At 68.6% G+C, this 24037-nt stretch carries 21 protein-coding genes; 11 read left to right on the forward strand and 10 right to left on the reverse strand.

Features of this window, described 5'->3' with window-relative positions; translation table 11 throughout:
* Positions 1-11 precede the first annotated feature (11 nt).
* Positions 12-1991 (forward strand): amino acid transporter, encoded by a 1980-nt coding sequence (locus ACWGH0_RS13020; protein WP_453404232.1) that lies wholly within the window; start codon positions 12-14, stop codon positions 1989-1991.
* A gap of 91 nt (positions 1992-2082) precedes the next feature.
* Complete coding sequence (locus tag ACWGH0_RS13025) at positions 2083-3066, forward strand: tetratricopeptide repeat protein (RefSeq protein WP_453404233.1); 984 nt, start codon at positions 2083-2085, stop codon at positions 3064-3066.
* An 88-nt stretch (positions 3067-3154) separates the two neighbouring features.
* Here the strand turns inward: ACWGH0_RS13025 and ACWGH0_RS13030 are convergent, their stop codons facing one another.
* From ACWGH0_RS13030 to ACWGH0_RS13040, 3 genes are all read right to left on the reverse strand, one after another.
* On the reverse strand, positions 3155-4576 hold the full coding sequence (locus tag ACWGH0_RS13030; protein WP_453404234.1) for a CynX/NimT family MFS transporter: 1422 nt from the start codon (positions 4574-4576) through the stop codon (positions 3155-3157).
* 26 nt (positions 4577-4602) lie between these two features.
* Entirely contained in the window at positions 4603-5574 is a 972-nt protein-coding gene (locus tag ACWGH0_RS13035; protein WP_453404235.1) for a hypothetical protein, read from the reverse strand.
* A gap of 404 nt (positions 5575-5978) precedes the next feature.
* A complete protein-coding gene (locus ACWGH0_RS13040) occupies positions 5979-6572 on the reverse strand; it encodes a cysteine hydrolase family protein (protein WP_453404236.1) in 594 nt (197 codons plus the stop codon).
* Positions 6573-6873: 301 nt separating this feature from the next.
* On the opposite strand from ACWGH0_RS13040, the gene ACWGH0_RS13045 reads away from it, so the two are divergent.
* A complete protein-coding gene (locus ACWGH0_RS13045) occupies positions 6874-7863 on the forward strand; it encodes a GlxA family transcriptional regulator (protein WP_453404237.1) in 990 nt (329 codons plus the stop codon).
* 190 nt (positions 7864-8053) lie between these two features.
* On the opposite strand, the gene ACWGH0_RS13050 is transcribed toward ACWGH0_RS13045, so the two are convergent.
* Positions 8054-9268 carry a cation:proton antiporter gene (locus ACWGH0_RS13050; RefSeq protein ID WP_453404238.1) on the reverse strand — a complete coding sequence of 405 codons (1215 nt, stop codon included), beginning with the start codon at positions 9266-9268 and terminating at the stop codon, positions 8054-8056.
* A gap of 621 nt (positions 9269-9889) precedes the next feature.
* The gene (locus ACWGH0_RS13055; protein WP_453404239.1) at positions 9890-11572 is read right to left on the reverse strand and encodes a tetratricopeptide repeat protein; all 1683 of its coding nucleotides are present in this window, start codon (positions 11570-11572) and stop codon (positions 9890-9892) included.
* Positions 11573-11930: 358 nt separating this feature from the next.
* On the opposite strand from ACWGH0_RS13055, the gene ACWGH0_RS13060 reads away from it, so the two are divergent.
* From ACWGH0_RS13060 to ACWGH0_RS13070, 3 genes are all read left to right on the forward strand, one after another.
* Positions 11931-12473, forward strand: coding sequence for a GNAT family N-acetyltransferase (locus ACWGH0_RS13060; protein WP_453404240.1), 543 nt, complete (start codon positions 11931-11933; stop codon positions 12471-12473).
* 371 nt (positions 12474-12844) lie between these two features.
* Positions 12845-13270, forward strand: a complete 426-nt coding sequence (locus ACWGH0_RS13065) for a hypothetical protein (protein WP_453404241.1) — start codon at positions 12845-12847, stop codon at positions 13268-13270.
* 420 nt (positions 13271-13690) lie between these two features.
* A complete protein-coding gene (locus ACWGH0_RS13070; protein WP_453404242.1) occupies positions 13691-14032 on the forward strand; it encodes a HopJ type III effector protein in 342 nt (113 codons plus the stop codon).
* Positions 14033-14397: 365 nt separating this feature from the next.
* Here ACWGH0_RS13070 and ACWGH0_RS13075 read toward each other — a convergent pair whose 3' ends face one another.
* From ACWGH0_RS13075 to ACWGH0_RS13090, 4 genes are all read right to left on the reverse strand, one after another.
* Entirely contained in the window at positions 14398-15201 is an 804-nt protein-coding gene (locus ACWGH0_RS13075) for a phosphatidate cytidylyltransferase (protein WP_453404243.1), read from the reverse strand.
* Positions 15198-16955 carry an aminotransferase class I/II-fold pyridoxal phosphate-dependent enzyme gene (locus ACWGH0_RS13080; protein ID WP_453404244.1) on the reverse strand — a complete coding sequence of 586 codons (1758 nt, stop codon included), beginning with the start codon at positions 16953-16955 and terminating at the stop codon, positions 15198-15200. The genes ACWGH0_RS13075 and ACWGH0_RS13080 overlap by 4 nt, the downstream gene beginning before the upstream one ends.
* A 704-nt stretch (positions 16956-17659) precedes the next feature.
* The gene (locus ACWGH0_RS13085; protein ID WP_453404245.1) at positions 17660-18517 is read right to left on the reverse strand and encodes an alpha/beta fold hydrolase; all 858 of its coding nucleotides are present in this window, start codon (positions 18515-18517) and stop codon (positions 17660-17662) included.
* Entirely contained in the window at positions 18514-19137 is a 624-nt protein-coding gene (locus ACWGH0_RS13090; protein ID WP_453404246.1) for a TetR/AcrR family transcriptional regulator, read from the reverse strand. Before ACWGH0_RS13090 ends, ACWGH0_RS13085 begins: the two co-directional genes overlap by 4 nt.
* A gap of 59 nt (positions 19138-19196) precedes the next feature.
* Between ACWGH0_RS13090 and ACWGH0_RS13095 the strand changes: the two genes are divergently transcribed.
* The 3 genes from ACWGH0_RS13095 to ACWGH0_RS13105 all read left to right on the forward strand — a co-directional run bounded on the left by ACWGH0_RS13095 (position 19197) and on the right by ACWGH0_RS13105 (position 20911).
* A complete protein-coding gene (locus ACWGH0_RS13095; RefSeq protein ID WP_453404247.1) occupies positions 19197-19433 on the forward strand; it encodes a hypothetical protein in 237 nt (78 codons plus the stop codon).
* A 557-nt stretch (positions 19434-19990) separates the two neighbouring features.
* Positions 19991-20365 carry a hypothetical protein gene (locus ACWGH0_RS13100; protein WP_453404248.1) on the forward strand — a complete coding sequence of 125 codons (375 nt, stop codon included), beginning with the start codon at positions 19991-19993 and terminating at the stop codon, positions 20363-20365.
* Positions 20366-20545: 180 nt separating this feature from the next.
* Positions 20546-20911: an ArsR/SmtB family transcription factor gene (locus ACWGH0_RS13105; RefSeq protein ID WP_453404306.1), complete on the forward strand. Its 366-nt coding sequence runs from the start codon at positions 20546-20548 to the stop codon at positions 20909-20911.
* A 73-nt stretch (positions 20912-20984) separates the two neighbouring features.
* Here ACWGH0_RS13105 and ACWGH0_RS13110 read toward each other — a convergent pair whose 3' ends face one another.
* Entirely contained in the window at positions 20985-21278 is a 294-nt protein-coding gene (locus ACWGH0_RS13110; protein WP_453404249.1) for a hypothetical protein, read from the reverse strand.
* A 744-nt stretch (positions 21279-22022) separates the two neighbouring features.
* Here ACWGH0_RS13110 and ACWGH0_RS13115 point away from each other — a divergent pair.
* Together ACWGH0_RS13115 and ACWGH0_RS13120 are read left to right on the forward strand one after the other, a co-directional pair.
* On the forward strand, positions 22023-22133 hold the full coding sequence (locus tag ACWGH0_RS13115) for a keywimysin-related RiPP (RefSeq protein ID WP_453404250.1): 111 nt from the start codon (positions 22023-22025) through the stop codon (positions 22131-22133).
* Positions 22134-22158: 25 nt separating this feature from the next.
* Positions 22159-24018: a lasso peptide isopeptide bond-forming cyclase gene (locus ACWGH0_RS13120; protein ID WP_453404251.1), complete on the forward strand. Its 1860-nt coding sequence runs from the start codon at positions 22159-22161 to the stop codon at positions 24016-24018.
* Positions 24019-24037: the final 19 nt, after the last annotated feature.

Below are 24037 nucleotides of genomic sequence, written 5' to 3' on the forward strand. Positions count from 1 at the left end.
TGATGGGGGATATGAGCGAAGCGGATCAGGCCGGGATGCCGGAGGTGGTGGAAAGCCCCGCCTTGCCGGCTCAGCCGTCAGGTGGCCTGGCGCGGTGGATGCTGCGGCACCAGGTACAACCCGTGGGGCCGGCCGCGGGTGAGGGGCACACCGCGCCGCACGCGTGGTGGAAGGTGATGTGCCTGACCGGTGTCGACTACTTCTCCAGCCTCGCCTACGTGCCGGCGATCGCCGCGCTCGCCGCAGGGGCGGTCTCCCCTCTGGCGACACTGCTGATCGTGGCTCTGACCCTGCTGGGCATGCTGCCGATGTACCGGCGGGTGGCGAAGGAGAGCCCGCACGGCGCCGGGTCGGTGGCGATGCTGGAGGACCTGCTGCCGTTCTGGTGGGGCAAGCTGTTCGTGCTGGTCCTGCTCGGCTTCGTCGCCACCTCGTGGATCATCACCATCACCCTGTCCACGGCCGACGCCTCCGTACACGTTGTCGAGAATCCCTTCTTCCCCGAGGTGCTCCATGGCCATGAAGTGGCCCTCACCGTAGGGTTGCTGCTGATCCTGGGAGGAGTGTTCCTTCTGGGGTTCAGTGAGGCCGTCAAGGTCGCCATCCCCCTCGTAGTGGTCTTCTTGGTGCTCAACGCCGTCGTCATCGTCGTCGGCCTGGCCCACGTGATCAGCACCCCGTCGGCATTCACTGCCTGGACCGACGCCCTCGGTCGAACCGGCGGCTTCGGGGATCTGGCAGCGCCGGCTCTGCTGGCGTTTCCGCTGCTGGTGCTGGGCCTCTCGGGGTTCGAGACCGGCGTGAGCATGATGCCGCTCGTCGCCGCCGACGGCACCGACCCCCGACAGCGGCTGCGCTCCCGCATCCGCAATACCCGCAGGCTGCTGACCACCGCCGCCCTCATCATGAGCGTCTACCTGCTGGCCGCCAGTTTTACGACCACCGTGCTCATCCCTGCGGAGGAGTTCGAGCCGGGCGGTGCGGCCAACGGACGCGCCTTGGCATGGCTGGCCCACGAGCACGTCGGCGAGGCGTTCGGCACCCTCTACGACATCAGCACCATCCTGATCCTCTGGTTCGCCGGCGCGTCCGCGATGGCAGGGCTCGTCAACATCGTTCCCCGCTACCTGCCCGACTACGGCATGGCCCCCGAATGGGGACGCGCGGTACGCCCCGTCGTCATCGTCTACACCGCTGTATCCATCGCCATTACCATCGCCTTCAACGCCGACGTCGACAAACAAGCCGGCGCCTACGCCACCGGCATCCTGGCCATGATGGTCTCCGGCGCCTTCGCCGTGACCGTCTCGGTGATCCGCCGCCGTCGGCGTATGGCGGGCGCCGGGTTCGCGGTGCTCACCGCGATTCTGCTCTACGCCTTGATGGCCAACATCATCGACAAGCCCGACGGCATCGCGATCTCGGGGGTGTTCATCGCCGGCATCATCGCCGTCTCCCTCATCTCCCGCGTCTCGCGCACCACCGAACTACGCGCCGACCGCATCGTCTTCGACGAGACCGCACGCCGGTTCATCACAGACACCCTCAGCCACGATCAGTCCATCAACATCATCGCGAACCGCCGCCAGGCAGGCGACGCCGCCGAGTACGCCGGCAAGGAGGACGAACAGCGGCACACCAACCCCGTCCCCGGGCGCGCCGACGTTCTCTTCCTGGAGATCGACGTGGTCGACCCCTCCGACTTCAGCGAAGCCCTGACCGTGCGCGGCGTCGAAGTCGACGGCTACCGGATCCTGCGCGCCGACGCCCCCGCGGCGCCGAACGCCATCGCCACGATCCTGCTCGCTCTGCGCGACGCCACGGGTGTGCAACCGCACTGCTACTTCGCCTGGGCCGAAGGCAGCCCCCTGGTCCACATGTTCCGCTACTTCCTCCTCGGCCGCGGCGACACCGCCCCCGTCACCCGCGAGATCATCCGCAAACACGAACCCGACCCCGACCGCCGCCCCGGCATCCACGTCGGCGGCTGACCTCCACCCGTACACAGCAACGCACCAGGCTCGTCACCGCCGTCCAAGCGGAAGTGCTCACAGAACCTTTGGCCATGGGTATTCTCGGGCGATGTCGAATCAGTCAGTGGCGGCGGGAGTCGGTCTCGCCGATGTGATGGCGCACTGCGGCGGGAGCCCGGTGGGCGCCGTGGAGCTATTGGTGGGGGCAATAGCCTCGGCGCCGGCGGCTCCGGAGCCCTATGCGGCCCTCGCCGAGTTGTGGATGGACCGACGCTCGGACCTGAAGGAGAGTCTCGAAGGGGACGGCTCCTTGAGCGCTGTGCTGGCGCAGGCGTACTTCCTGTTCCTTGCTGGGGACATGGACGACGCGGTGATGGCCCTTGGTTCGGTCACGGGTGTGCGACCCGACGTGGCATGGGGCGCCGCACCCTGGTTCGGCGATGCGCGCTTTCTCGGCGCGGTGAGTGCCGAGGCGCTGGCCGAGGCGTGTCTGCGGACGTTGGACTACGGCCACGATCTGGACACCGACGAGATGCGGGAGCGGTTCACGCCCTGGTTCCATGCCCTCGACGTGGTGTCCGAACGGAGTCCCGTACCGGAGTCGCTGGCCGCCATGGCCCGGTTGCCCCGGGCCTGCGGCCGGTACGAACTGTCCTTCACTCTCTGCGACCGCGCCGATGCCGTCGATCGGGTCATGTGGACGGCGGTCGCACGGGCGGCCACCTGGCGCGTGATGGGTGACCTGGATCAGGCTGCTGCGGCCTTCGAGTGCGCCGTGCTCCTGGACTCCGCCAACTGGTCCCTCTACCTGGACCTGGCGGACGTGCGTGCCGAACAGGGCGACTTCGCCGAGGCCGCCGCCCTCGTCGAACAGGGCCTGGAATACGAACCTCACGAAGTTTCCCTGCGCGCGGCGGGCGCCGCCTACCGCACGCGCCTTTCCGGCTCGTCCGACGACCTGAGGGCCCTGATCGCCCTGGCGCCGGATCTCGCGAACACCACCTACCGGAATCTGCTGATCGACTACGCATGTGCAGGGCCGAGGCTGCCTCGGAGACTCGTTGCCGAGGCCCACCGCCTCCGTAAGGACTAGAAAGGGCTCTCGCGCCAACTGGTGCCGGTCAGGGGGGTCTCCCGGCTTCCCGTCCCCTGATCCGCCGGACAGTGCCTTTGTGTGTGGATCACGAGCGTTGTTGACTGTTGTGTGTCTTGTCCGTGGTGAACACCTCCGGTGTTGCGGAGCGGTCTGGCGCTGCACCGCACACACTCACGTCGACAGAGCCGGCGGGTGGGCGTGGGGCTGGGATGTGGGCTCGTTGGGCTGGGATTCTTACCTGCGCCCGGCCGGTGGGGAGGTGCCCCGGGCGGGCGGAGTGGAGCCCGGCTACTGCCTCGGGGATGAGGAGCAGGAGAAGGAGGAGAAGGGGGATCTTCCAGCTGCCGGTGAGATCGCGCAGGAGGCCGAGGGCGAGGGGGCCGAGGCTGGCAAGGAGGTAGCCGAAGGTCTGGGCCATGCCGGAGAGCCGGGCGGCGGTCAGGGCGTCGGGGGAGCGCAGGGGCAGCAGGACCATGGCCAGGGGGAAGGCGCTGCCGGTGGCGAGGCCGAGGAGGGGGATCCACAACCAGCCGAGCTGCGGGGCTGCCAGGAGTCCGGAGAGTCCGCCGGCCATGAGGATGACCGTGGCCAGCACGAGAGGCCGCTGGTCATGCATGCGGGCGGCGAGGACGGGGACGGCGAAGCCGAGGGGGATACCGATGAGGAGCATGGCAGAGGCCATCAGTCCGGCTTCGGCCTGGGGGATGCCGTGGTCCCGCACGATCTCGGGCAGCCAGGCGGTCAGGGCGTAGAACAGGAGTGAGACGAGTCCGAGGAAGATGGTGAGGGACCAGGCCAGGGGGGAGCGCAGGAGAGACTCGCCGGAGGTGTTCGGCGGGGTGGTGAGCGGGGTGATGGGGGCGGGTCTGGCGTGGCGGCCCTTCTTGGGCCGGCCGAGGAGGGCGAGCGGCCCCCAGGCTAGGGCGGCGAGCAGGGAGGGGAGTGCCCAGGCGGCGAGCGAGATGCGCCAGCCCAGGGTGTTCTCGAGGGGGACGGCGAGGGCTGTGGCGAGGGCGCCGGTGGTGGCCATCAGCATCATCGCGAGGCCCGTGCGGGAGCCGGTCTTGTGAGGGAAGTGGTGTTTGATCACGGCGGGCATGAGGACGTTGCCCAGGGCGATGCCGCTTCCGGCGAGGACGGTTCCCGTGTAGAGGGTGAGGGGGGATGTCCCGAGACGTAACAGGATGCCCGCGGTGAGGAGGGTGAGGGCCCCGGTGATGGTCTTCTCGGTGCCCAGGCGGTGGGCCAGGGGCGGGGCCAGGGAGGCGAAGACGCCCAGGCACAGTACGGGCAGGGTGGTCAGGATGCTGACGCCCAGGGCGCTGAGCTGGAATTGGGTTTTCAGTGTGTCGAGGATGGGGGCGACGCCGGTGATCGCGGCCCGCAGGTTGACGGCGAGGAGTACGAGGCCGGTGAGGGCCCAGATGCCGGCTGCCCGGTTGACGCGTGTGGAAGAGATGATGAATTCCCCGTAGAAAAAGCGATGCCCCCCTCCCGTGGTGTGCACGGAAGGGGAGCCGGACTGCGTGAGGCTCAGGCTTGCGCGGTATGGCCAAGCGGGCAGGCGCCCTGAGTCGCGGTTAAAGAGGCCGCCGTGGCCGAGGCCGGTGGCGTCTGGCCGAGCTGGACGAGGATTTCCTGCGACAGCAGGTCCTCTTTGCCCTTGAGGGCGTCGGCCACTCGCTGGTCGGTGGAGAACACCATCTCGGCGGCGATGTTGTCCTGGACGATCCGGGCGAGGTTGTCCAACGCCAGAGTCACCGAGTCGGCGGGGAATTCGGCGGTGACGATGTCCAGGAGGTGGGTGTCGACCGTGTCCGGGTTCAGGTACTGCTTGAGGATGATCGAGTTCTGGTTGAGGACCGACGTCGTCCAGATCGACAGGACGACGACGTACAGCTCCTTCCATCCGGCCTCGCCGACCTTGGCCTGCCAGCGCGTCATGATGTCCTTGACGCCCTGGATCTGGACCCGTGAGGCGAACTCCATGTTGACGCGGATGTCGCCGTAGACGCTGCCGGAGTAGTCCTCGAACTGCTGCATGCTGAACGACCGTGTGCGGGTGCTCGCCGTGATGAATGCGGAAGCGCCCTCCAGGATCGCCGCGCAGGAGGCTTGTAGCCGGGCGGGCAGCTCGGCTTCCTCCAGGCGGCGCCGGGCGGTGTCGATGGTCTGGCCGAACTCCTGCAGGGGGAGGACCCAGTTCTCGGACTCGGGGCCGTGGAAGGCGACCATTTCCAGGTCGCGGGCGAACATGTCGCCGGCCTTGAGGTGGTGTGACGGCACCCGCTTGCCGAGGTACGGGGCGAGGATGGAGAACATCCCGAGGGGGATGTGGGCGATCGACTTCGCCAGCTCGAATATCTCCGGCACGGGGTGTTCGGCGATGGTCACCCCGTTGTGGACGAGGTAGTACTTGCCGCCCCGGTAGTCGTTCTGCACGATGATCACGGGGGTGAGCCGCTTGATCAGCTCACTTTTCAGCGTCGCGTAGTTGCTGCGCATCCCCACGTTGACGGCGCGGATCGCGTCCCGCGCCGCTTTGACGTCTTCCGGTCGTGCGGCGGTTGTTGCCGCAGACGCCGTGTTGCCCATCGCCCCCGTGAGGAGCGCCGCACCGCCGATTGCGGCAGCGCTGCCAATAACTTCCCTGCGTGTAGCCACATTCTCGCTTTCGTCACGTTGGGCTCGGTGTGCCCCGAACCCCTCGATACGTGACGGTAGTGAGCGGGCTGGTGTGGTGAGAATTGGCGAAAGAGACCGACTTTCACAGGGCGATAGGTAAAAAAACCTGATTTACTCCACAATCGGAATCTAATCCGCCGTTTTTCGGACAACAGAAACCCCTGTAGGACGGCCGGCGTCGGGGGGAGACGCCGACTGCCCCACAGGGGAGCAGGGAGGCAGGACTACTTGAGGGCGGCGGTGTTCTTGACGACCACGCCGTACCGGTCGGCGATCGTGGCGAGGGCGCCGTTGTGCATCTGCTGGGCGGGCACGTCACCCGCGGCGGTCTTGACCCCCCGTGTGGCCGAAGCCTCCGCGACGACGGTGGTGTGGTAGCCCTTGAGGGAGGCGTCCGCGGCGGTGTACTGCACACACATGTTGGTCATGAACCCGGCGACGATCACGTTCTTCTTGCCGGTCTTCTTCAGGACGTCCTCGAAGTTCGTACCGAGGAATGCGCTGGGCGCCTCCGCCTTGGTCACCACCGTCTCGCCGTCCACCGGGGCGACATCGTCATGGATGCGCCCGATCTCGGCCTTGACGTCGTACGGCGTCCCCTTGCCGCCGTCGTTCTGGACGTGGATGACCGGGGCGCCGGCCGTGCGGGCAGCCTCAAGCAGCTTCTTGCCCTCCGCGAGGGCCTCCTTCCAGCCCTGCAGCTCCAAGTCGCCCTGCGTGTAAGTGTTCTGATAGTCGACCAGCACAACGGTCGAGTCGGCCAGGGCGGGGACGGAGTTGTCCAGGCTGAACATCTCGCGCAGGGTCGTGGAGGTCACAGCAGTTCCTTTCAAGGGAGTCGGCGCGCTGGCCTGACTCTGGGATGCCGGGGCGGCGTTGTTGTTGTCGTCCTGGCCTCCGCAGGCGGAGAGGAAGGCCATGCTCGTAGCGACACCGACAGCGGCGAGGCGCAGTGACACCGAACGGCTCATGAGGAAACTCAACTCTCTGTCTACGGCTGGCGGAAGACGCCGGAGGCGGAAGATCCCCGGCTCCGCCCGACGCTACCCACTGGCCGGAGTGTCGGCCAGGACGCCTAACATGCAGATCCGGACATCCCCATCAGGGAGAGGAAATCCCGTGAGCCCCGTATCCCGCCGCGTCGTCATCGTCCTCTTCGAGGGCGTCGACCTCCTCGACGTCACCGGCCCGCCCGAAGTCTTCGCCCTTCTTCAGCGCGAGACCGACGGAGCGCCCGGATACGACGTCGTCCTGGCTGCCGAGACCCTGGACCCCGTCACGACATCCGCCGGGGTGCGCGTCCTGCCCGACGCCACCTTCGAGGACGCCGCGAAACACACCATCGACACACTGCTGGTCCCCGGCTCCGTCGAAGTCGACGACGCCCACCGCGTCCATGCCCTCGCCGACCCGGACGTGGTCTCCTGGGTCAAAACCCTCGCCGACCGCAGCCGCCGGATCACCTCCGTCTGCGTCGGCGCCCACATCCTCGCGGCCGCCGGACTCCTCGACGGCAAACGCGCCACCACTCATTGGTCCACCGCCGCCCAGCTCGCCAGCGATCACCCCGCCGTCGAAGTCGACGCCGATCCCATATTCATCCGCGACGGCAACGTATGGACCGGCGCCGGAATCAGCTCCTGCCTCGACCTCGCCCTGGCCCTGGTCGCCGAGGACTTCGGCGAAGCCACCGCCCTGCGCGTCGCCCGGCAACTCGTGATGTACCTCAAACGCCCCAGCGGACAGAGCCAGTTCTCCGTCCCCCTCGAACCCGCCTCGGCCACCCGCCGTATGGAAGACCTCCGCCTGTACGTCACCCAGCATCTCGACAGCCCCCTCACCGTCACCGACCTTGCCCAGGCCGCACACATCAGCGAACGCCAGATCACCCGCACCTTCCGGTCCGAACTCGGCCTCACCCCGGCCGCCTACGTTGAATCCGCCCGCGTCGAACGCGCCCGCAACCTCCTCGAATCCACCGATTCCACCCTGGCCGCCATCGCCTCGGCCTGCGGCTTCGGCACCACCGACACCCTCATCCGGGCCTTCCGTCGAAAACTCAACACCACGCCCACCGACTACCGGGCCCGGTTCCGCATCACCCCGTAGGGCGCGACCTTCCGGCGTCCGTTCACACACGCGCGTTCGCCCACACCGGCGCAGATCGGCCGGGGGCCAGCGACGCGAGGTGGTGATCCCCCCCAGGCAGCGATGTTGGCGGAGGCGAGGGCACGCACCGGATGCCCCACGCCTTCAGCGACAGGGTGGTGGAGGCTATGCGGCTCGGCAGGTTGGCGCGTCAGGTCGCCTGTCTCCCGTCGGTCCGCTGTCTGCGGGCGTAGGCGCGGCCGATCGGTTCGGCGCTCAGGCCGTGCAGCACGATGCTGAGCATGACGGTCAGCACCATCACGCGGGCCACGAAATCGGCGCTGTGAGCGGGCATCTCGACGGCCGCGAGGAGCCCGAAGACGACCGACGTCACACCTCTGGGCCCGAGCCACCCGAGGAACAGCTTGTCGGACCGTGTCAACCCCGTCCCTGAGAGCACGAGCAGCACGGGGATCATGCGCGCCAGAGTGACGGCGACGAGCGCGTACAGGACGATCGACAGGTGGAACCCGTCCCCGAACACCTCGTTCACGGTCTGGCCGAACAGGAACCAGAGCCCGAGGGACATCAGGGCGACCAGGTCGTCCGTCATCTGTACCGCGTCCTGCGGCAGGTGGCGCATGGCGGGGGCGATGCAGACGCCGGCGACGAAGGACGCGACGAAGCCGTTTCCCCCGAGGGCCGACGAAAGCGAGTAGGCGGCCACAGGAACGGTCAGGACGCCGAGCCGCGTCGCCGCGCGCTGCGTCCAGCCGCTCGCCCACGACCGGCGCAGCAGCCACCCCGCCACGTACCCGATGACCGCCCCCGCGCCGACGGCCCAGGCCGCGGCTTCGACCGCGCCCAGCAGCGCCTCCATGTAATCGGCGCTCCGCGTGCAGGACTCGACAGCGGCGGCCATGCACAGGAGGAACACCGGTGAGACGATGCCGTCGTTCAGACCCCCTTCGACGTTGAGGACCTCCCGGAGCCGCGCCGGGATCCTCTTGTCCCGTACGACGGCCGCGGTGGGGGCAAGGTCCAGAGGGACGACCACCGTCGCCAGGACCGCCAGGACCCAGCCGGGCTGGTCGGGGAAGAAGGCGTACGCCGTGAGAAAGGCGAAGCCCAGGGTCAGCGGCAGCGCACCACCGAGCAGGCGCGCGACGATGCCCTTCTCCCTGCGGATGACGCCCCCGGGCACCTCGGTGGCGTCGACGAAGAGCAGCAGCGCCAGCACGACCTCCACGGCGTGCTCGAAGCCGGCGGTGTCGATCTCGAAGCGCAGCGGAGGATCCGGCCCGGCGGTCATGGCGACGCCCGCGGCCATCATGGCGATGGGAGCCGTGATGCTCCAGCGCGCCAGCCGGTGCGAGAGGACGGCCCAGACGAACAGGATGCCCGCGATTACGGTGACGGCGAGCATCGCATCCTGCGCTTTCCGGCTGGGCGGCTTTCCCGAGGTACGGAGTTGAGAGCGCGACACCGGGCCGTGCGCAGTTGCCGAGCCCGTCGCACGACTCCTTGGCGAGTGCGGCGCCGCGGGTAACTCCGCCTGAGGTCGATGCCGCCTTCAAGGGTGTCGGGTTGGTTGGTCATGTCGCTCCGCTGCGCCTGGAGCCGCCGCCCCCGGCGACTCGTGTCGTTCTCCCGGGGAGCGTAGGGCTGCGCACGCGGCAGCGTTCCCCGCCGCGCCGAGCCGTTGGTGTGGCGCGGCGGCACGGGGCCGGGAATCCGATTCTCTTCGCTCAATCGGCGGATTTCTGCGTCCGTCACCTCGGTCGCAGCGGGTGGCGGCGCAGGAGGGCGACTACGGCACGATGGTGCGGTGAACGAGGAGCCGTTGGAGGAGTGGGCGCGGCGACGACTGGGGCATTGGTGGGAGTCATGGACAGCCTGCACGCAGGGAAGGCCCTGCTGTACCCGCCACAGCCGGTCGAGTAGAGGCCCGCCGGGTGGGACCGCCCGCCGCTGGGCAAAACGGCGAGGGGGCACCGCCGTACGGCACCGACAGAGGAGGGCAGGGGAGAGGCGCCCGAGTGCGGGGTCAGGAAGGGGGCACGCGGTATATGAACGAGGGGTAAGGATCCGTCGTCGCCGCATGCCACGCCCGTTTGATCTGCGCAGGGGCCGCGTCCCGGGCGTGGGCGAAGGCGGTGAGACAGGCTGCGTGGACTGCGGTCCGGTCGGTGCGCCGTGTGAGGTCCAGTAGTTGGCGCAGGGCGGTAACGGCGTCGTCGCAGCGGTCTGCGGCGAGGTGGGCTACGGCCGTAGCGAGCAGGGTGTCGGCGAGGTCCGTGAGGATGTTGGCGAGGAGAGCGGTGTGGGAGTTGGAGTCCGCCTCCATCAGGTCCCGCAAGAGGGTCTCGGCCTCGTAGTAGCAAGCAAGGGCGCGCTCGTCGTCCCCGCCACTGCGAAGAGCCCGGGCCAGGATGCCCAGACGCTGGGCGGTGACGGCTTGGTAGCGGTCCCGGTCGGCTTCGGCGAGGCGTCGGGTGAGGGCCAGACTTTCCTGGGCGTGGGCGACGGTGTGATCCAGGATGTTTGCCTTCCGCTTACGAATGGCGAGGTTGGCCAATGTCCTGGCCAGATCCGGTTCGTACTCCTGCGGGTCGAGGCCGGCGGCTCGGCGGTACAGGGCGACACTTCGCTCGGTGGCGTCGACGGCTTGGCGGTTGGCGCCCTGCTGCCAGTGGCGAAATGCCAACTCGTCCAGCGCGGACGCGAGCCGTGGCTCGTAGACAACAGGATCGGTGACGGCGAGCCGCTCGCAAAGTGCCGACAGCTCCTTCAGATCGTCGAGTTGCGGAGGATCAGGCCGCTCCTTCGAGATAGGAGACCCCGAGGGGGAAGTGGCCGGGGCGCCGCCCAGGTAGGCGCGGCTTTCCAAAGCCAGGACGAGCAGAGGCTCCCCGCTCTCGGGTGCCTGCCGCACCAACGTCCGGCACAGGCTCACCGCCTGGCCGGACATCTCCCGGGCGCGCTCCAGGTCGCCGGTCGCCGCGTGGCACCAGGCCAGGTCGGTCAACAACTGGGACCGCAGGTGAAGAATCTCCGGGTAGTACGACGGCTTCATGGTGTCGGACCACCAAAGGGCGTCGTTTCCGGCTTCGAGAGCTTCCTCGAACCGGCCCAGAGCGCGCAACCCGCTGGTCACCTCGCACAACATCCGTACCTTCACCCGTGCGGCGCGCAGCATGACTTCCCACAGGGACATCCCACGCAGAAGTTCCGCGCAGTCCATGTAGCGGGCCACAGACTCCCGGACGCGGCCCATGCGGCCGAGCACCCACGCCTGGACGCGCAGCGCATCGGCGAGGCTGCCCAGTGACTTGTCCCTGCCCTTGGGCACCGCGTCCCGGTAGGCCGACACACATTCCCGGCTCTTCACCAAAGCCTCGTCGAGACGTCCTGTCTCCGCGAGGACAAGGGTCTGCACGCGCAGCAGGTACGCGGTCCGCGTCCGGGACATGCGCGCGCCGACCACGTCCAGGCATTGGCCGGATGCGACGAGCGCTTCCTCGTACCGGTCGGTCAGATAGAGCGCGTTGGCGTACAGCATCAGGGCACTGGCCAGACCATCACGGTGCTGTAGGCGGCTGCCCCGCGCGAGGAGAGCGCGGTACATCCCGACGGCCTCCTCGCTCCAGGAGAGACGCCGCACCGTCGGCCGCTGCCAGAGCAGGAACAGCCCGGGGGTGAGGCATCGCAGGAGCGCGGCTCCGTGCAACGGCCCTCCCAGGCCGACATGGCCCCGCGCAAGCACCCTCGTCAGTGGAAGCAGAACGCGCACAGTCCCCATCGGCTTTCCCTTCGCAGAGATGCATGGGATGACTGCCGACACCGCGCCTTGGTTGTACGGAAAGCAGCACTCGTGGGCCGCTGGAGCCCGGAGAACCTCGGTGCCACGCAAGAACGGCTTGCTGGCAAGGCGTTCAGTGCGAACGGCTCCCCGTCGCCGTGCACGACGGAGGCTCTGGCGGAGACCTCAGGCGCAGGGGTCTGATGAACCCCTGCAGTATGTCGTGGGCCTCCGCCTCTCCTGGGTATCCTGCCTCGTTCTGAACAGGCCACGGAGGTCCACCATTATGAGCAGCACGACGTCGTCCTTGCCCGAGCGGCTTGAGCTGTCGGGGGAGGGGCTCGTCCTCCGCGACTGGACGGAAGCGGACCTGCCCGTGATGCCGGAGCTGTTCGACCACCCCGACATCGCCTACTGGACACCGATCGTCTCACCGTTCGACAGAGCCGCTGCCCGTGCACGGCTGGACCGGGACCGGCAGATGCGTAAAGCGGGCACGACCATCCTGCTCGCCATCACCGTCGACGGTGGCGCACCGCTCGGCGAGGTAATGCTGCGGCGCGCACCCGAGGGCACGGAAATCGGCTACGCGGTCGGCCCGGCGCACCGCGGCCAGGGGCTGGCAGCGCGGGCGGTGCGGGTGATGGCCGCGTACGCCTTCGAGCAGCTGGGCGCGGAACAGGTGATTCTGGAGCTGGAGGCAGAGAATGCCGCCAGTGTTGCCGTGGCCACCGCCGCGGGCTTCTCGCTGCTCGACGTGCCGCTGATCACGGGGGAGGAGAAGGGACGGCCTTACGCCTTGCGGACGTGGGGCCTTGGCCGTTCCTGACCCGCAGACTCCGCGACGAGAACCTGCCCGAATCCATTGCTTGCGCCAGATACGGCGGCCGGCATTGGCAAGCACCTTTGCTCGAAGGGGCGAGAGGCCTGTGCCAGACACGGGAGGGCGCCGATCCCCTGAGCTGCTGCCGCGCTCGATGGTGAAAGCGAGCTATCGCCGCTACGGAGAGGCCTCCCTGTACGACGAGGCGCTCGACGTCGGGGGTGCGAGGGACCGGCGCTTGAGGCCGTCCGACGGCAGGAGGCCGAGCCGGGCCTGTCGTACCGTAGCCCTTAAGCGGTGCCTTAAGAGGTAGGCCGCAGGTGGCCGACCGGCCCAGGATGTGAAGCGGCAACCGGCTCATCCATCCTGGAGGTCGGATGAAGACTCGTCTCGCCACTGCGCTCTGCGGCGTCGCACTCACCGCAGGAACGCTGCTGAACGCGCCCGCCGCCACAGCCCAGGCGTCCGCCTACCCGACCAGCACATTCGACGTCACCCTCGGGAACACCTATACGAGGGGCACCATCACTTGGTATGCCCGTTCCGTCACCGTGACGGGCGAGCACAAGTCTGTGGACGGGTTCAGCTGCCGGGGCACGTCAGTGTTCACCCTCACCAGCGCCAACGTCGAACTCGACCGAAACTACAGCGCAAATGTGTGTGGCACGAGCGCGAAGTTCACTGTCCCTGTCGAAGCGGATGTCCCTGGTGGTGCAGCCGTTGTCCGTATCTGCCTCGATGACGGGAGTTTCGATGCCGGGAACATTACGTACCTCCTGTGCAAGCGGTACGGGCGCCCCTGAGCGCCGGCGCGCGCTGCGACGGCCCGTCGCCACCACAGTCCCGCTGCCAAGGCCTCGCAACAGCTGCCACTGGGACTGCATACGCTCCAGCGGGGGCAATGCGCACTGTGGTCTGTCATGAAGGTCGTCAGCCTGCCCCGCACTGACGCCACCGCCCGGTGTCGCCTGACCACCGCAGGCGGCCGAACCGTCTGCGACACCGGGCGCGAACGGCAAACTGCTGCTGATCAGCACCGTTCTCGCGGCCAATCGCCCGGGCCGCAACCGCCTCTCGGCGGGTTGCGCAGACGCGCAGCGTGACCTGCCGAGACGTCGCTCGTTCGGACGTGGGCGCCCAATCCTTACCGGATGTCTGCAAGGGGTATCGTCGTCCGGTCACGGATGGCAATCGGATCGTCCGTTCAGCGCAGAGGAACCAACATGACTGATCTGAACTCGCTGCGGGCAAGCCTTGCGTCAGGTGAGCACGAGTTCGCCGACACCTTGGCCTTCGTCGCCGCGCATTACGAGTATCAGCCGCAGGCGTTCCGCAACGGGGAACTGGAAAATGCCGCAGGTGAGAACGAGGGTTCCTGCAAGACGCTGGGACTGGCCCTGCTGGAAGGGCTGAGCGATGCGGAGGCGCTGTTGGCCTTCGGTGAGCACTATCGCAGTGTGCTGGCGACGCCGAACGGCACTGATCACGTTAACATCCGCAACCTCATGGCCCATGGCCTGGCAGGGGTGAGCTTCGCCGGGCAACCGCTGGCCCGCAAGAGCTGAACAGCCAGGTCCGGGCGAGCATCGAGGCAGCCGCCGCCGCTCCCGGTCCCCGATGAGCGAGTCCACCGCTTCGTCGGCCAATGCGCCGACACGCGCGACCTCGTCGGAGACCTGGTCGCGACCACCGGCGTACCGAGGCCGCGTCAGCAGCCCTTCTCACGGCCGGCGAGCTGTTGCGTCAGTCGTACTGGCGGAGCTGTCTTGGCGCGGGCCTGCCGAACTCCGGAACGAACGTGGGCACGGCATACAGCGGCTTGGCTGGCGACTGGGCGCGGGACAGCTGCAGACATCGGAACGTGAACGGCCTACCAGGTAGAAAGCTCGACGACGCGTCGCCATCTCATCCACCTGGACCGCGCTCCCGATCACCCCAGCACGACGACCACGACCAACGCCCCCACGAGTGAGTCGATCCGGTCGAGCAGCCCTCCGGCTCCCGCCAGCCACTGGCCCGAGTCCTTGGCCCCGGCGCCGCGTTTGACGAGGGACTCCACCAGGTCGCCCGCCGGCCCGCCCACGGCCACCGCGGCCACAGCTGGCCAGCTCCACGCCGAGAGCAGCGCGAGTACGGCAAGGCCCGCCGCCGCGCCGCACAGCGTCCCGCTCCACCGCTTGGCCGGGGAGAGCGGCGACAACCGGGGCCCGCCCAGCCGCGGGCCGGCGAAGTACGCCACCACGTCGGCGATGGACACCGCGGCGAAGAGTGCCAGCCCAAGTTCCCCCAGCGGCACCAACGTGGCCAGCACGCCCAGCCACACCAAGCCGAGCAGACCAGTGCCGAGCCGTCGCAGGCCGTCCTCGGAGTCACTGGTTGCCAGCGGAAGGGCGACCAGGGCGAGGGCTCCGACGGCGGCCACCCGCCAGACGTGCTCCGGTGCCAGCGCGGCGGCGACGATCAATCCCGTCACGGCCGTGGCGAGCACCGTCCGGTCGGTGCGAGGCAGCCGGGTCAGCGCGCCGAACTCCAGCACCGCGACCACCGCAACGGTTATGGAGAGCAGGGCGATCCCGGGGCGTCCCCACCAGAACGCGGCGGTCACCACCGGCACGCCCACCGCCCACGCACACCACCGGACAAGCAACTCCCGCCGCCGCGACGCCACCACCGCCACACCGCTCACCAGCAGCGCGCCGCCCAACCAAGGTGCCAGCGCGGCAACCGAGGTCACCTTGCCGCCCCGACGGCCGGCAACACGAGGGAGCTCGCGCACAGGTCACTGAGAGCGGCGCGGTAGGCGGTCACGATGCGCGCGTTCTCGCCGGTGTCGCGGACCGCGACGCGCACGGTCCGGCCCTCGTACGACGACGACAGCGGCGAGAGGTCCCGCAGGTACACGTCGTGGCTCCGGCACTCCGCGACCAAGGACGCGGCGCTCGGGCCGCCCGGCGGCAGCGTGAGTGTGAGGAAGTTGGCCACGGAATCCCCGACCGTGACCGACGCGTCCACCGCGGCCAGGTCAGCGGCGAGCTCGCGGCGCAGCTCGTGCGTGCGCCGCAGCACGCTGGTGTAGTACGCCGGGTCGCGCAGGGCCGCCACTGCGGCGAGCTGAGCCGGCAGCCCGATCGCCCACGGCGGCGTCCACCGGCGCAGCTCCGCGGCCACACCCGGCTCGGCCACCACGTATGCGGCCCGCACACCGGAGAGAGCGTACGTCTTGGACATCGAGGTGCAGACCACCACGCGCGTGTCCCGCGCGGCGAACGGGGCGAGGGACTCGGCGGGATCGACGTAGCCGAGGTACGCCTCGTCGATCCACCAGCGGGTCCGGGCCGGGGCGGCGCTGATCACCGCGCGCAGCTCGGCGGCCGGTGCGTGGCGGCCGGTCGGGTTGTTCGGGTTGACCACCACCACGAGGTCGTACGACCCGTCGGCGACGACCGCCGACAACCTGGCCGGATCGATGCGCCAACCCTCCTCGCGCCGCAGCCGAAGCCGGTCGACGCGGCAGCCGATCACTCGCTCCGTAACGTGGGCGTATTCGCCGTACCCGGGGTCCATCAGCAGGACCCGGCTCGTCGATGACAGCCACCGGCCGAAGGCACGGAAGATCAGGTCGGAGGAGCCCGCGCCGACCGCGAGCGTCTCCGGGGGCAGGCCGCGGACCGCGGCGAGCTCCGCGAGCAGGCCCTCCGCACCGGTCGGGGGAGAGGTGCGGGAGACCCACCCGGCGTCTTCGCTGAGTACCGCCCGCGCTTCGGGAGCCGGCGGGAACCAGGCGTCGAGGACGTCGGCCGCGACCACTTGGTGACGCCGTTCGAGCGTGCGGAAGTCCGAGCCGATCGCGGTGAACGAGGCCCCGCCGTGTTCACAGCCATCCGGCCGGGGCGCGAACGGCACGTCCAGTTGCCAGTCCACGCCGACCGCCAACCGGGTCAGCGTCGCCGCATGCCGCGCCGCCGTACCCCGCGTCAGCTCCGCCACCTCCCCGGTGAGCACTTCGAAGTCGACCGCCCCGCTGCGTACGGTACGACCGACGGGACGCAGACCCGCCGCCCGGTACATAACCACCAGGTCGGCGCGGCCCATCGCCACCACCCGCCGCCCGCCCCGGGACGCGATCCAGCGCAGCGCCGCGTACATCAACAGCGCGCCTGCCGCGCCGGTCCGCTCGTCGGGTTCGACGGTGAGCAGCCGCACCTCGAAGACGTCGCTCTCGTCAAGGAGCGGAAGCTCCGCCCGTGTCAGGTACTTGTCCAGCGCGTACCGGCCCGCCCACGGAGGCGTCACGCTCACGAAGCCGACACGGTCGGCACACCGCGCCGCGACCAAGTAGACGTTGTCGCCGTCCAGCCCGTCGACCAGCCGCCCCTCGGCATTGGGCAGGTGCTGGCCCAGCTCCTCCGCGTAGACGCGGTGCCGCAGCGCATGAATCCAGGACAGGTCGCCGGTGGTGGCGGAACGCAGGCTGAGGAGACGGCTCATCGGAACCTCTTCGTACGGGGACAAGGCGGTCCAGTGTGGCCGCGACCGGCTCGCGGGCAGCAGGGGCAGACAGCTCGGGCGGTCTGAGTATGCGTACTCAGGCGGGTTCGGTCGCCAGTGTCCAGAATGCCGCGATCCCGTGTCCTGTTGCCCCGACCGTCGCGGTCATTGGATCGAGCTCCCGGCTGTCGCAGGTGCCCTTCTCCCGGGGGCCGTTCGGCGCCGTAACGGCGGTGCCGTCACCACAGCGGGCGGGCGGGCGGTCGCGAGCGACCTCCATCGGTGACCGGTGCTGTGGCGCGGCAGGTTACGGTCGAAGCCGCTGGCCAGGACATTGACCTCCTTGCCAATGTCCATCGATGAAGCCCAACTGGTTGATGTGCACGACCAGAAGGCCCGTGCGCGTGCGGCTGACAGCTCCAAGGACATGCTCCTGCGTATGAAACGAGCAGGAACGCGTGCACTGGTGCTTGCGTTGTTGGCCGCGATCGTGTGCGCCGGTTGTACGGCGAAGACCCGACCGAGTCCAGGGGGCGACAGGCCAGACCTCGGGATCTCAGGCAGGGATGCGTGCTCTCAGCCGTACCCTCCCGCTGTCACTGTCGGAGAGGCCGACAATGCCTCACCGTGACCGCTCCGGCGCGTGACCCTTCACGGGCGCGCAACTGCGCGGCACGCAGACAGGCAGCACCGGCGGACGTGGCTCATCCGATCCCCTCCAGGAACGGCACCATCGAATCGATGAAGTGCTCGTTCCGATCGCCGGCCACCATGTGGCCCGCGTCGGCCACTTCGACGCGCTGCGCATGGGGAACCCTGTCACAGAACTGCTCGGCGATGTCTGCGCGTACCACGTCGCTGAGCCCGCCGCGGACGAGCAGAATCGGCACGTCGGCGTGAAGGGCGGCGTCGAGGAGACGCTCCGCCATGCCGGGCGGATCCATCCGGTCCTCGAAACTGTCCAGCAGGCGTGGGTCCCAGTGCCAGATCCAGCGCTCGCCGTGGCGTCGCAGGTTGCGCCGTATCCTCTCGGGGTCGTCCGGACCTGGGCGGTGCGGCAGGTAGGCGGACACCGCCTCGGCTGCTTCCCCCACGCTGGCGAATCCGTCCGGCCGACGGCGCATGAACTCGACGATGCGGCGCGCCCCGCGGGGATCCGGTCGATGGGCGACGTCGACCAGCACCAGGGCGCGAATCGTTGCCCTGGGTGTCTCCCCAGCGGCGAGCAGCGCACTCAGACCACCGAGCGAGGCACCGACGAGCACCGGCCGGTCGCCGCATGCGGTGACGAGCGCCCGGACGTCGGCGGCGAACAGGTCGAGGTCGTAGCCACCGTCGGCCGACCATTCGCTGCCGCCGTGCCCGCGCAGGTCCGGGGCGATGACCTGCCACCCCAGTGTGGCCAGTCGAGGGCCGGTGCGGTCCCAGGCGTGTCGCGTCTGGCCGCCGCCGTGCAGCAGGATCAGAGGTTGTGAGGACGCCTCGCCCCACACATCCGCCGCGAGCTTGATCCCGCCGTGGCCCACGAGGTCTTGGCGCCGTGGCATCGCACCGGCCGTCATGCCGAGTCCCGGGTTCGCAATGGCGCCAGCAGTTGGTCGCGGTAGGGATCCTCAGCCGCTGCGGCGAGCGCAACATCCAGCGCGAGCAGTGCACGTGCGAGGAACCGGTCATCATCGATCAATGCGGCAACCCATTGATGCAGCGCCCCGACGCACGAGGTGCCGACCAGGGCGGCCAGCCGATCAGTGTCGATGTCGGCGCGCAGGACGCCCTGGGTTTGTGCGTCCCTCATTGCTTGGCGAAGTTGGGTGAGCGGACTGCGGTCGAGTACCAGGCCGCTCTTTTCCCACTCACGCACCATGCGACGCGACACGACCGGGTCGTCCACGAACAGTTGAACGGTCGACCTGACGATCTCGCGCGGGTCCCCGGCTGCCGACACCGCCAGGCGGCGATCGAGCTCGTCCATGAACCCGGCGGCCAGCGCCTCCCAGATCTTGTCGCGCGGCCCGATCAAGTTGTACACGGTGGCCGGGGCGACCTGCGCTCGCGCGGCGATCCTCTCCGTACTGATCACCGACTCCGGATTGTCTCGCAGCAGTTCGCGAGCCGCGTCGAGGATGCGTATCCGTCGCTGCACCTTCTGCTGCTCACGCAGCCCGCCTTCGACCTTCGGCATACGCATACACCTCCTCACCGTTTTTAGAGAGCAATCTAAAATTAGAGAGGCCTCTGGAAATGTCAAGCGTTGAGGTGACGGACCGCTGGAGGCCAGCCAAGGGCAGCCCTCGCGCGGACGCCGTCCTGACCACACCTGGGGCCGGGTCGCCGGTGCTGTTCGAGGAGGTCTACAACGGCACCGAGAACCGGAACAGCCCCGACCCCAGCCCGCGCCTCTGCCTCGGTCGACCCCAGCGCGCGCAGTCGCCCCGGCGCGGTGGACTCGTCGCCGATCCGACAGGCCGCCACCGCTGACTCACTCAGCTGCGCCAATGCTGCCCGCGCCCGATCTATCTGACGTCTAGTCAGCGTCGCAGCTACAACGTACGGACATCACCAGCGCAGCGGCCTCGGTGAAGTCGGCTCCACCGGCGGGGAGCCCGACCGGCTCTCGGATCACCTCGGCAGCCCGTTTGGCCCGTTACGACTGGACCTGACCGCACGGGCGCTGACGGGCGGCAATGGCAGGCCAATGCAGCTGCACCTGCTCTTGGGAACACGCAGGTGACGGTGGCGCCACAAGGAGGCGTCGTGCCGGCCGTTGGTTCCGCCGTCGACGGCCGGACCAGACGGCCGTCCGCCGCCTTTGCGACGGCGGCGCCCTGGGCCCACCGCGGCCCCGACGCAGCCCTGGTCTCCACTGCAGCCGCTGCTCCCGGCCTCGCCCCGGGCGCCTGTGTGGACATTCGGTGCAATCTTCCATTCTCCCCGCGTCGCCCCGCACGCTCGGTAGCGTGATGCTTACAAGTCGTGCGGTGGCAGCGGGAGTTGCGCGCCGGGCGTTGGCTGTAGAAGCAAGGGAGCAGGCGTCGATGGCGAACGTGGAGGTCTCCTTGAAGGAGACGATGACCTCGATTGAGGGCGCGGTGGGGGCTGCATTGGTGGACTACACCAGTGGTATGGCGCTGGGAACCCTTGGCGGTGGGAAGGATTTCGACCTTACGGTCGCCGCCGCAGGCAACACCGATGTGATCCGTGCGAAGGTCCGCACCATGGAGATGCTGGGCCTGAAGGATGAGATCGAGGACGTGCTCATCACGCTCGGCAGCCAGTACCACCTGATCCGGCTGCTCAGCGGAAGGGGCAACAGCGGCCTGTTCCTGTACGTCGTGCTGGACAAGGCTAAGTCCAACCTGGCCATGGCCCGGCATCAGCTCAAGCGCATCGAGTCCGACCTAGAGCTGTAGCCGCGGCATTTTAGTGCCCACGTGTGTCCATGAGTTGAAGATTTCTTCAATCCGGCATATCTGAAACAGGTAATACGCGGGCATGCGTGGGCCCGCCGCAAGAAGGTATGGGTGGCCGACCGGTTGGACTCTGCTCGGCCCCGGGCAAGGTTTGAAGCAACAGCAGGAGCATCCATGGGAATGCAGGTACCCCTCTACCAGGCGAAGGCCGAGTTCTTCCGCATGCTCGGACACCCCGTCCGCATCCGTGTCCTGGAGCTCCTGCAGAGCGGTCCCGTACCCGTACGCGACCTTCTCGCTGCAATCGATGTCGAACCGTCCAACCTCTCTCAGCAACTGGCGGTCCTGCGCCGTTCCGGCATCGTCATCTCCATCCGCGACGGAGCGACCGTCAGCTACGCACTCGCCGGCGGCGACGTAGCCGACCTCCTGCGCGCGGCCCGCCGCATCCTGACCGAACTTCTCGCCGGTCAGAGCGAACTGCTGGCCGAACTGAGGCAAGTGGAACCGCAGGCAGGCTGCACGGGCAGAAGTACCGGCCGCTGACTCTGGCACGAGAAGTCCGCCCGGTATCGGCGGTTCTCGAGCTGTCGGTCAGTCGCAGGGTGGGCCCGGGGCATCAGGGCTGCCAGGTTTCGGGGGAGTACTTCTTCATTGTTGCTTGCGCGATGGTAGCCGCGTTGAGTCCGTTGGAACCGGACTTGAGGCGTTGAAGGTTGTAGCAGTATTCGATGCTGCCCTCGGTGTCGGAGGTGAACAGTAAAGTGCCTTCCCGGTCCTGGTCGGGGTTGCCGTAGGTATGCGGGGTGGCCGGTGGGGACGGTGACCATCTGGCCGGCGGTGACGCAGCGGATGTCGTGCCTGGAGCTGAAGGCGGCGGCGCCGGACAAAGCCCGGGTGTGGCAGTGGTCATGTCCACCCCTCATCCGCGGTCGGTCTGCCCCGTGCCCGGCGCGGAGTGGGAGGTACGCCTCCCGTTCCAATGCTTGCGCACTTCGCTGCGCAGGACCGCCCCGCCGGTGAAGGGGCCTTACTTACCGTCCGCGAGCCGCCCACAATGCCCCCTTGACCAGTGCACGGGAAGGGTGGCGTGAGGTGGCTGTTCGGTACGCTCCAGGCCTGCGGGACGCCGAAGAAGGCAGGAAATTCAGCATTTTGCTGTGATTGCCCTCGACAGGGGGTACCGGAGACTGCTTTCGGCACACAGTGAACCCTGAGTGGTCCTCAGTAATGGCGGGTGCATTCGGTCATTGGAGCAGGACAGTCCTGGGTGGACGCGCGCAGACAAGGTCCCAGTGCGCCCCGGCATCTCGGTTCGGCTCGCGTCGGCGCGGCGTACTAACCACGTCTACTGCGCCCCTTAGACGGCACCTGGAAGCATTTCTTCATTCTTGCACGATACAGCCGGTGTAAGTTCCGCATTTTAATTACCCGCATGACCTGCACTGTCGCGATCTGGCTGCATTCACACTGTACAGATCATCCGATGTTCTTTAGCGGCCTTGTCGTGGCACCGGCTCATGCCGGTAGCTATTGCCTGCAACCGCGTTCTCGCTCAGGGCTCCCGATGAGCCCTTGGGCAGGGCGGTGGTGAACCGGCGCCCTGTTCACCGCCGGCCAGGAAGGCGGCCGTGATACCTGTACGTGAGGAGAAGGCATGAAGAAGGCATACGAGGCACCGACACTCGCCCGGCTCGGGACGTTCCGGAAGAAGACCGGGCTCCTGGGAGGCTCTGGCAACGACCGGCTGATCCTGAGCAAGAACTGACGCGGACGGTTCTTGACTCGACGTCATGACTGAACTGCACGAGAGTGCGGGGGCGGGCCCCGGCGACGCACACTTCGCTGTCTTCACCGACTGCGAGGATGCGGCCGCCGTGGCCCGCTCCCTCTCCCTCCCCGGAACACGCATCCTGAAGCACGCCTCTGACCGGCCGTGGCTGATGGGTCAGTGGCACGACCAGGAGATCGTCGTCGCCCGTGCCGGCCATACGGCCCTCGCCGTCATCGGTTGCTGCCCGATCGACCCCGCAGAGCTCGAGCGCCATGCCGGGCGGCTGCGCGATCTCACTGAACTCGACAAGCTGGCCCACTCCCTTCCCGGCAGCTTCCACCTGGTCGCCACGCTCGACGGTCGGCTCAGGGTGCAGGGCACCGCCTCGGGACTCCGGCTGGTCTTCCATGCCCCCGTTGCGGGAATCCACGTGGCCGCCTCGCGCGCCGACGTACTCGCCGCCGCGCTCGGCGCCACCCCTGACGAGGAGCAGCTCGCCGTCCGGCTACTGTGGCCAACGCCCCATCCGCTCGCCGTGGCGCCCATGTGGCGGGGCATCAGCTCCGTCTCCCCGGACGACGCGCTGATCGTGGCGGCTGACGGCCGGAGCGTTCGCCACTCGAGCTGGTGGACACCGCCGGAGCCAGTACGTTCGCTCGACGACGGCGCGCCCCTCGTCCGCGAAGCCCTGGCCGCAGCAGTGGATGCCCGTACTCGGCAAGGCGGCGTGGTCAGCTGCGACTTGTCCGGCGGTCTTGACTCCACTTCCCTTTGCTTCCTTGCCGATCGGTCGTCGGCCCGAGTGGTGGCCAGCACCTGGCCGGGGCGCGACCCCGCGGACACTGATCTGTACTGGGCCGAACAAGCGGCCCGGTCCATGCCGGACGTCGAGCACGTCGTATGGGACGCTGATGCCTCGCCGCTGGTCTACACCGATCTGCTTGGCATCGACGATCTGCTCGACGAGCCGACCATCGGCGTCATGGACCGCTCACGAGTCCTGCACCACCTGCCCGGCCTGGCCGGGAGGGGCAGCCGCGTCCACATGACCGGCATCGGCGGCGACCACGTGGCCTGGTGCTCGGAGGCGTACTACCACCGCTTGGCGCGCACCCGCCCGCTGTTCGCCCTGCGGCAACTGCGCGGGTTCAGGGCCCTGTGGCAGTGGCCCCTCGGTGGCACAGTGCGCGCCCTGGCCGACTCCCGGTCCTACGGGCAGTGGCTGGCCGACTCCAGCAACACGCTGAGAGACCCCCTGCCCGCCACCGTCAGTACCAGCCTCGGCTGGGGTATGCCCCCTCGCCTCTTCAGCTGGGTGACGCCCGACGCCGAGCGACTGGTCCGCAAGGCACTCGGCGAGGCGGCCGCACACGCGGTTCCGCTGCATCCGGACCGCGGCCTGCACACCGACCTCGAACAGATCCGTTCCTGCACCCGCATCATCCGCCAGTGGGACCGTATGGCCGCCCGGGCCGGCCTGCCGATGGCGTCGCCGTTCCTCGACGACCGCGTCATCGAGGCGTGCCTCGCGGTTCGGCCGAGCGAGCGGGTCACGCCGTGGCAGTACAAGCCTCTCCTGACCAAGGCCATGAGCGGGATCGTGCCCGAAGCGTGTTTGCGACGCACCAACAAGGCCGCCGCTTCCATGGACGCCGCCAACGGATTGCGCGAACACCGCGCCGACTTGTTCGCGCTGTGGGAGGGCTCCCGGCTGGAACAGCTCGGCCTGGTTGACGCGGACGCCCTTCGCCGGCTCGCCCAGCGGCCGGCCACGCCCGAACTGCGTGACGCCGTCCTCTACTCGACCATCGCCGCCGAAGTGTGGCTGCGCGGTCTGGACCGAGCCGGCGGCCCCAAAGCGCCCGCGACCTCACCATGACAGCAGCTCCCCAACAGGA

It is taken from the genome of Streptomyces sp. NPDC054887 (genome assembly GCF_053610585.1).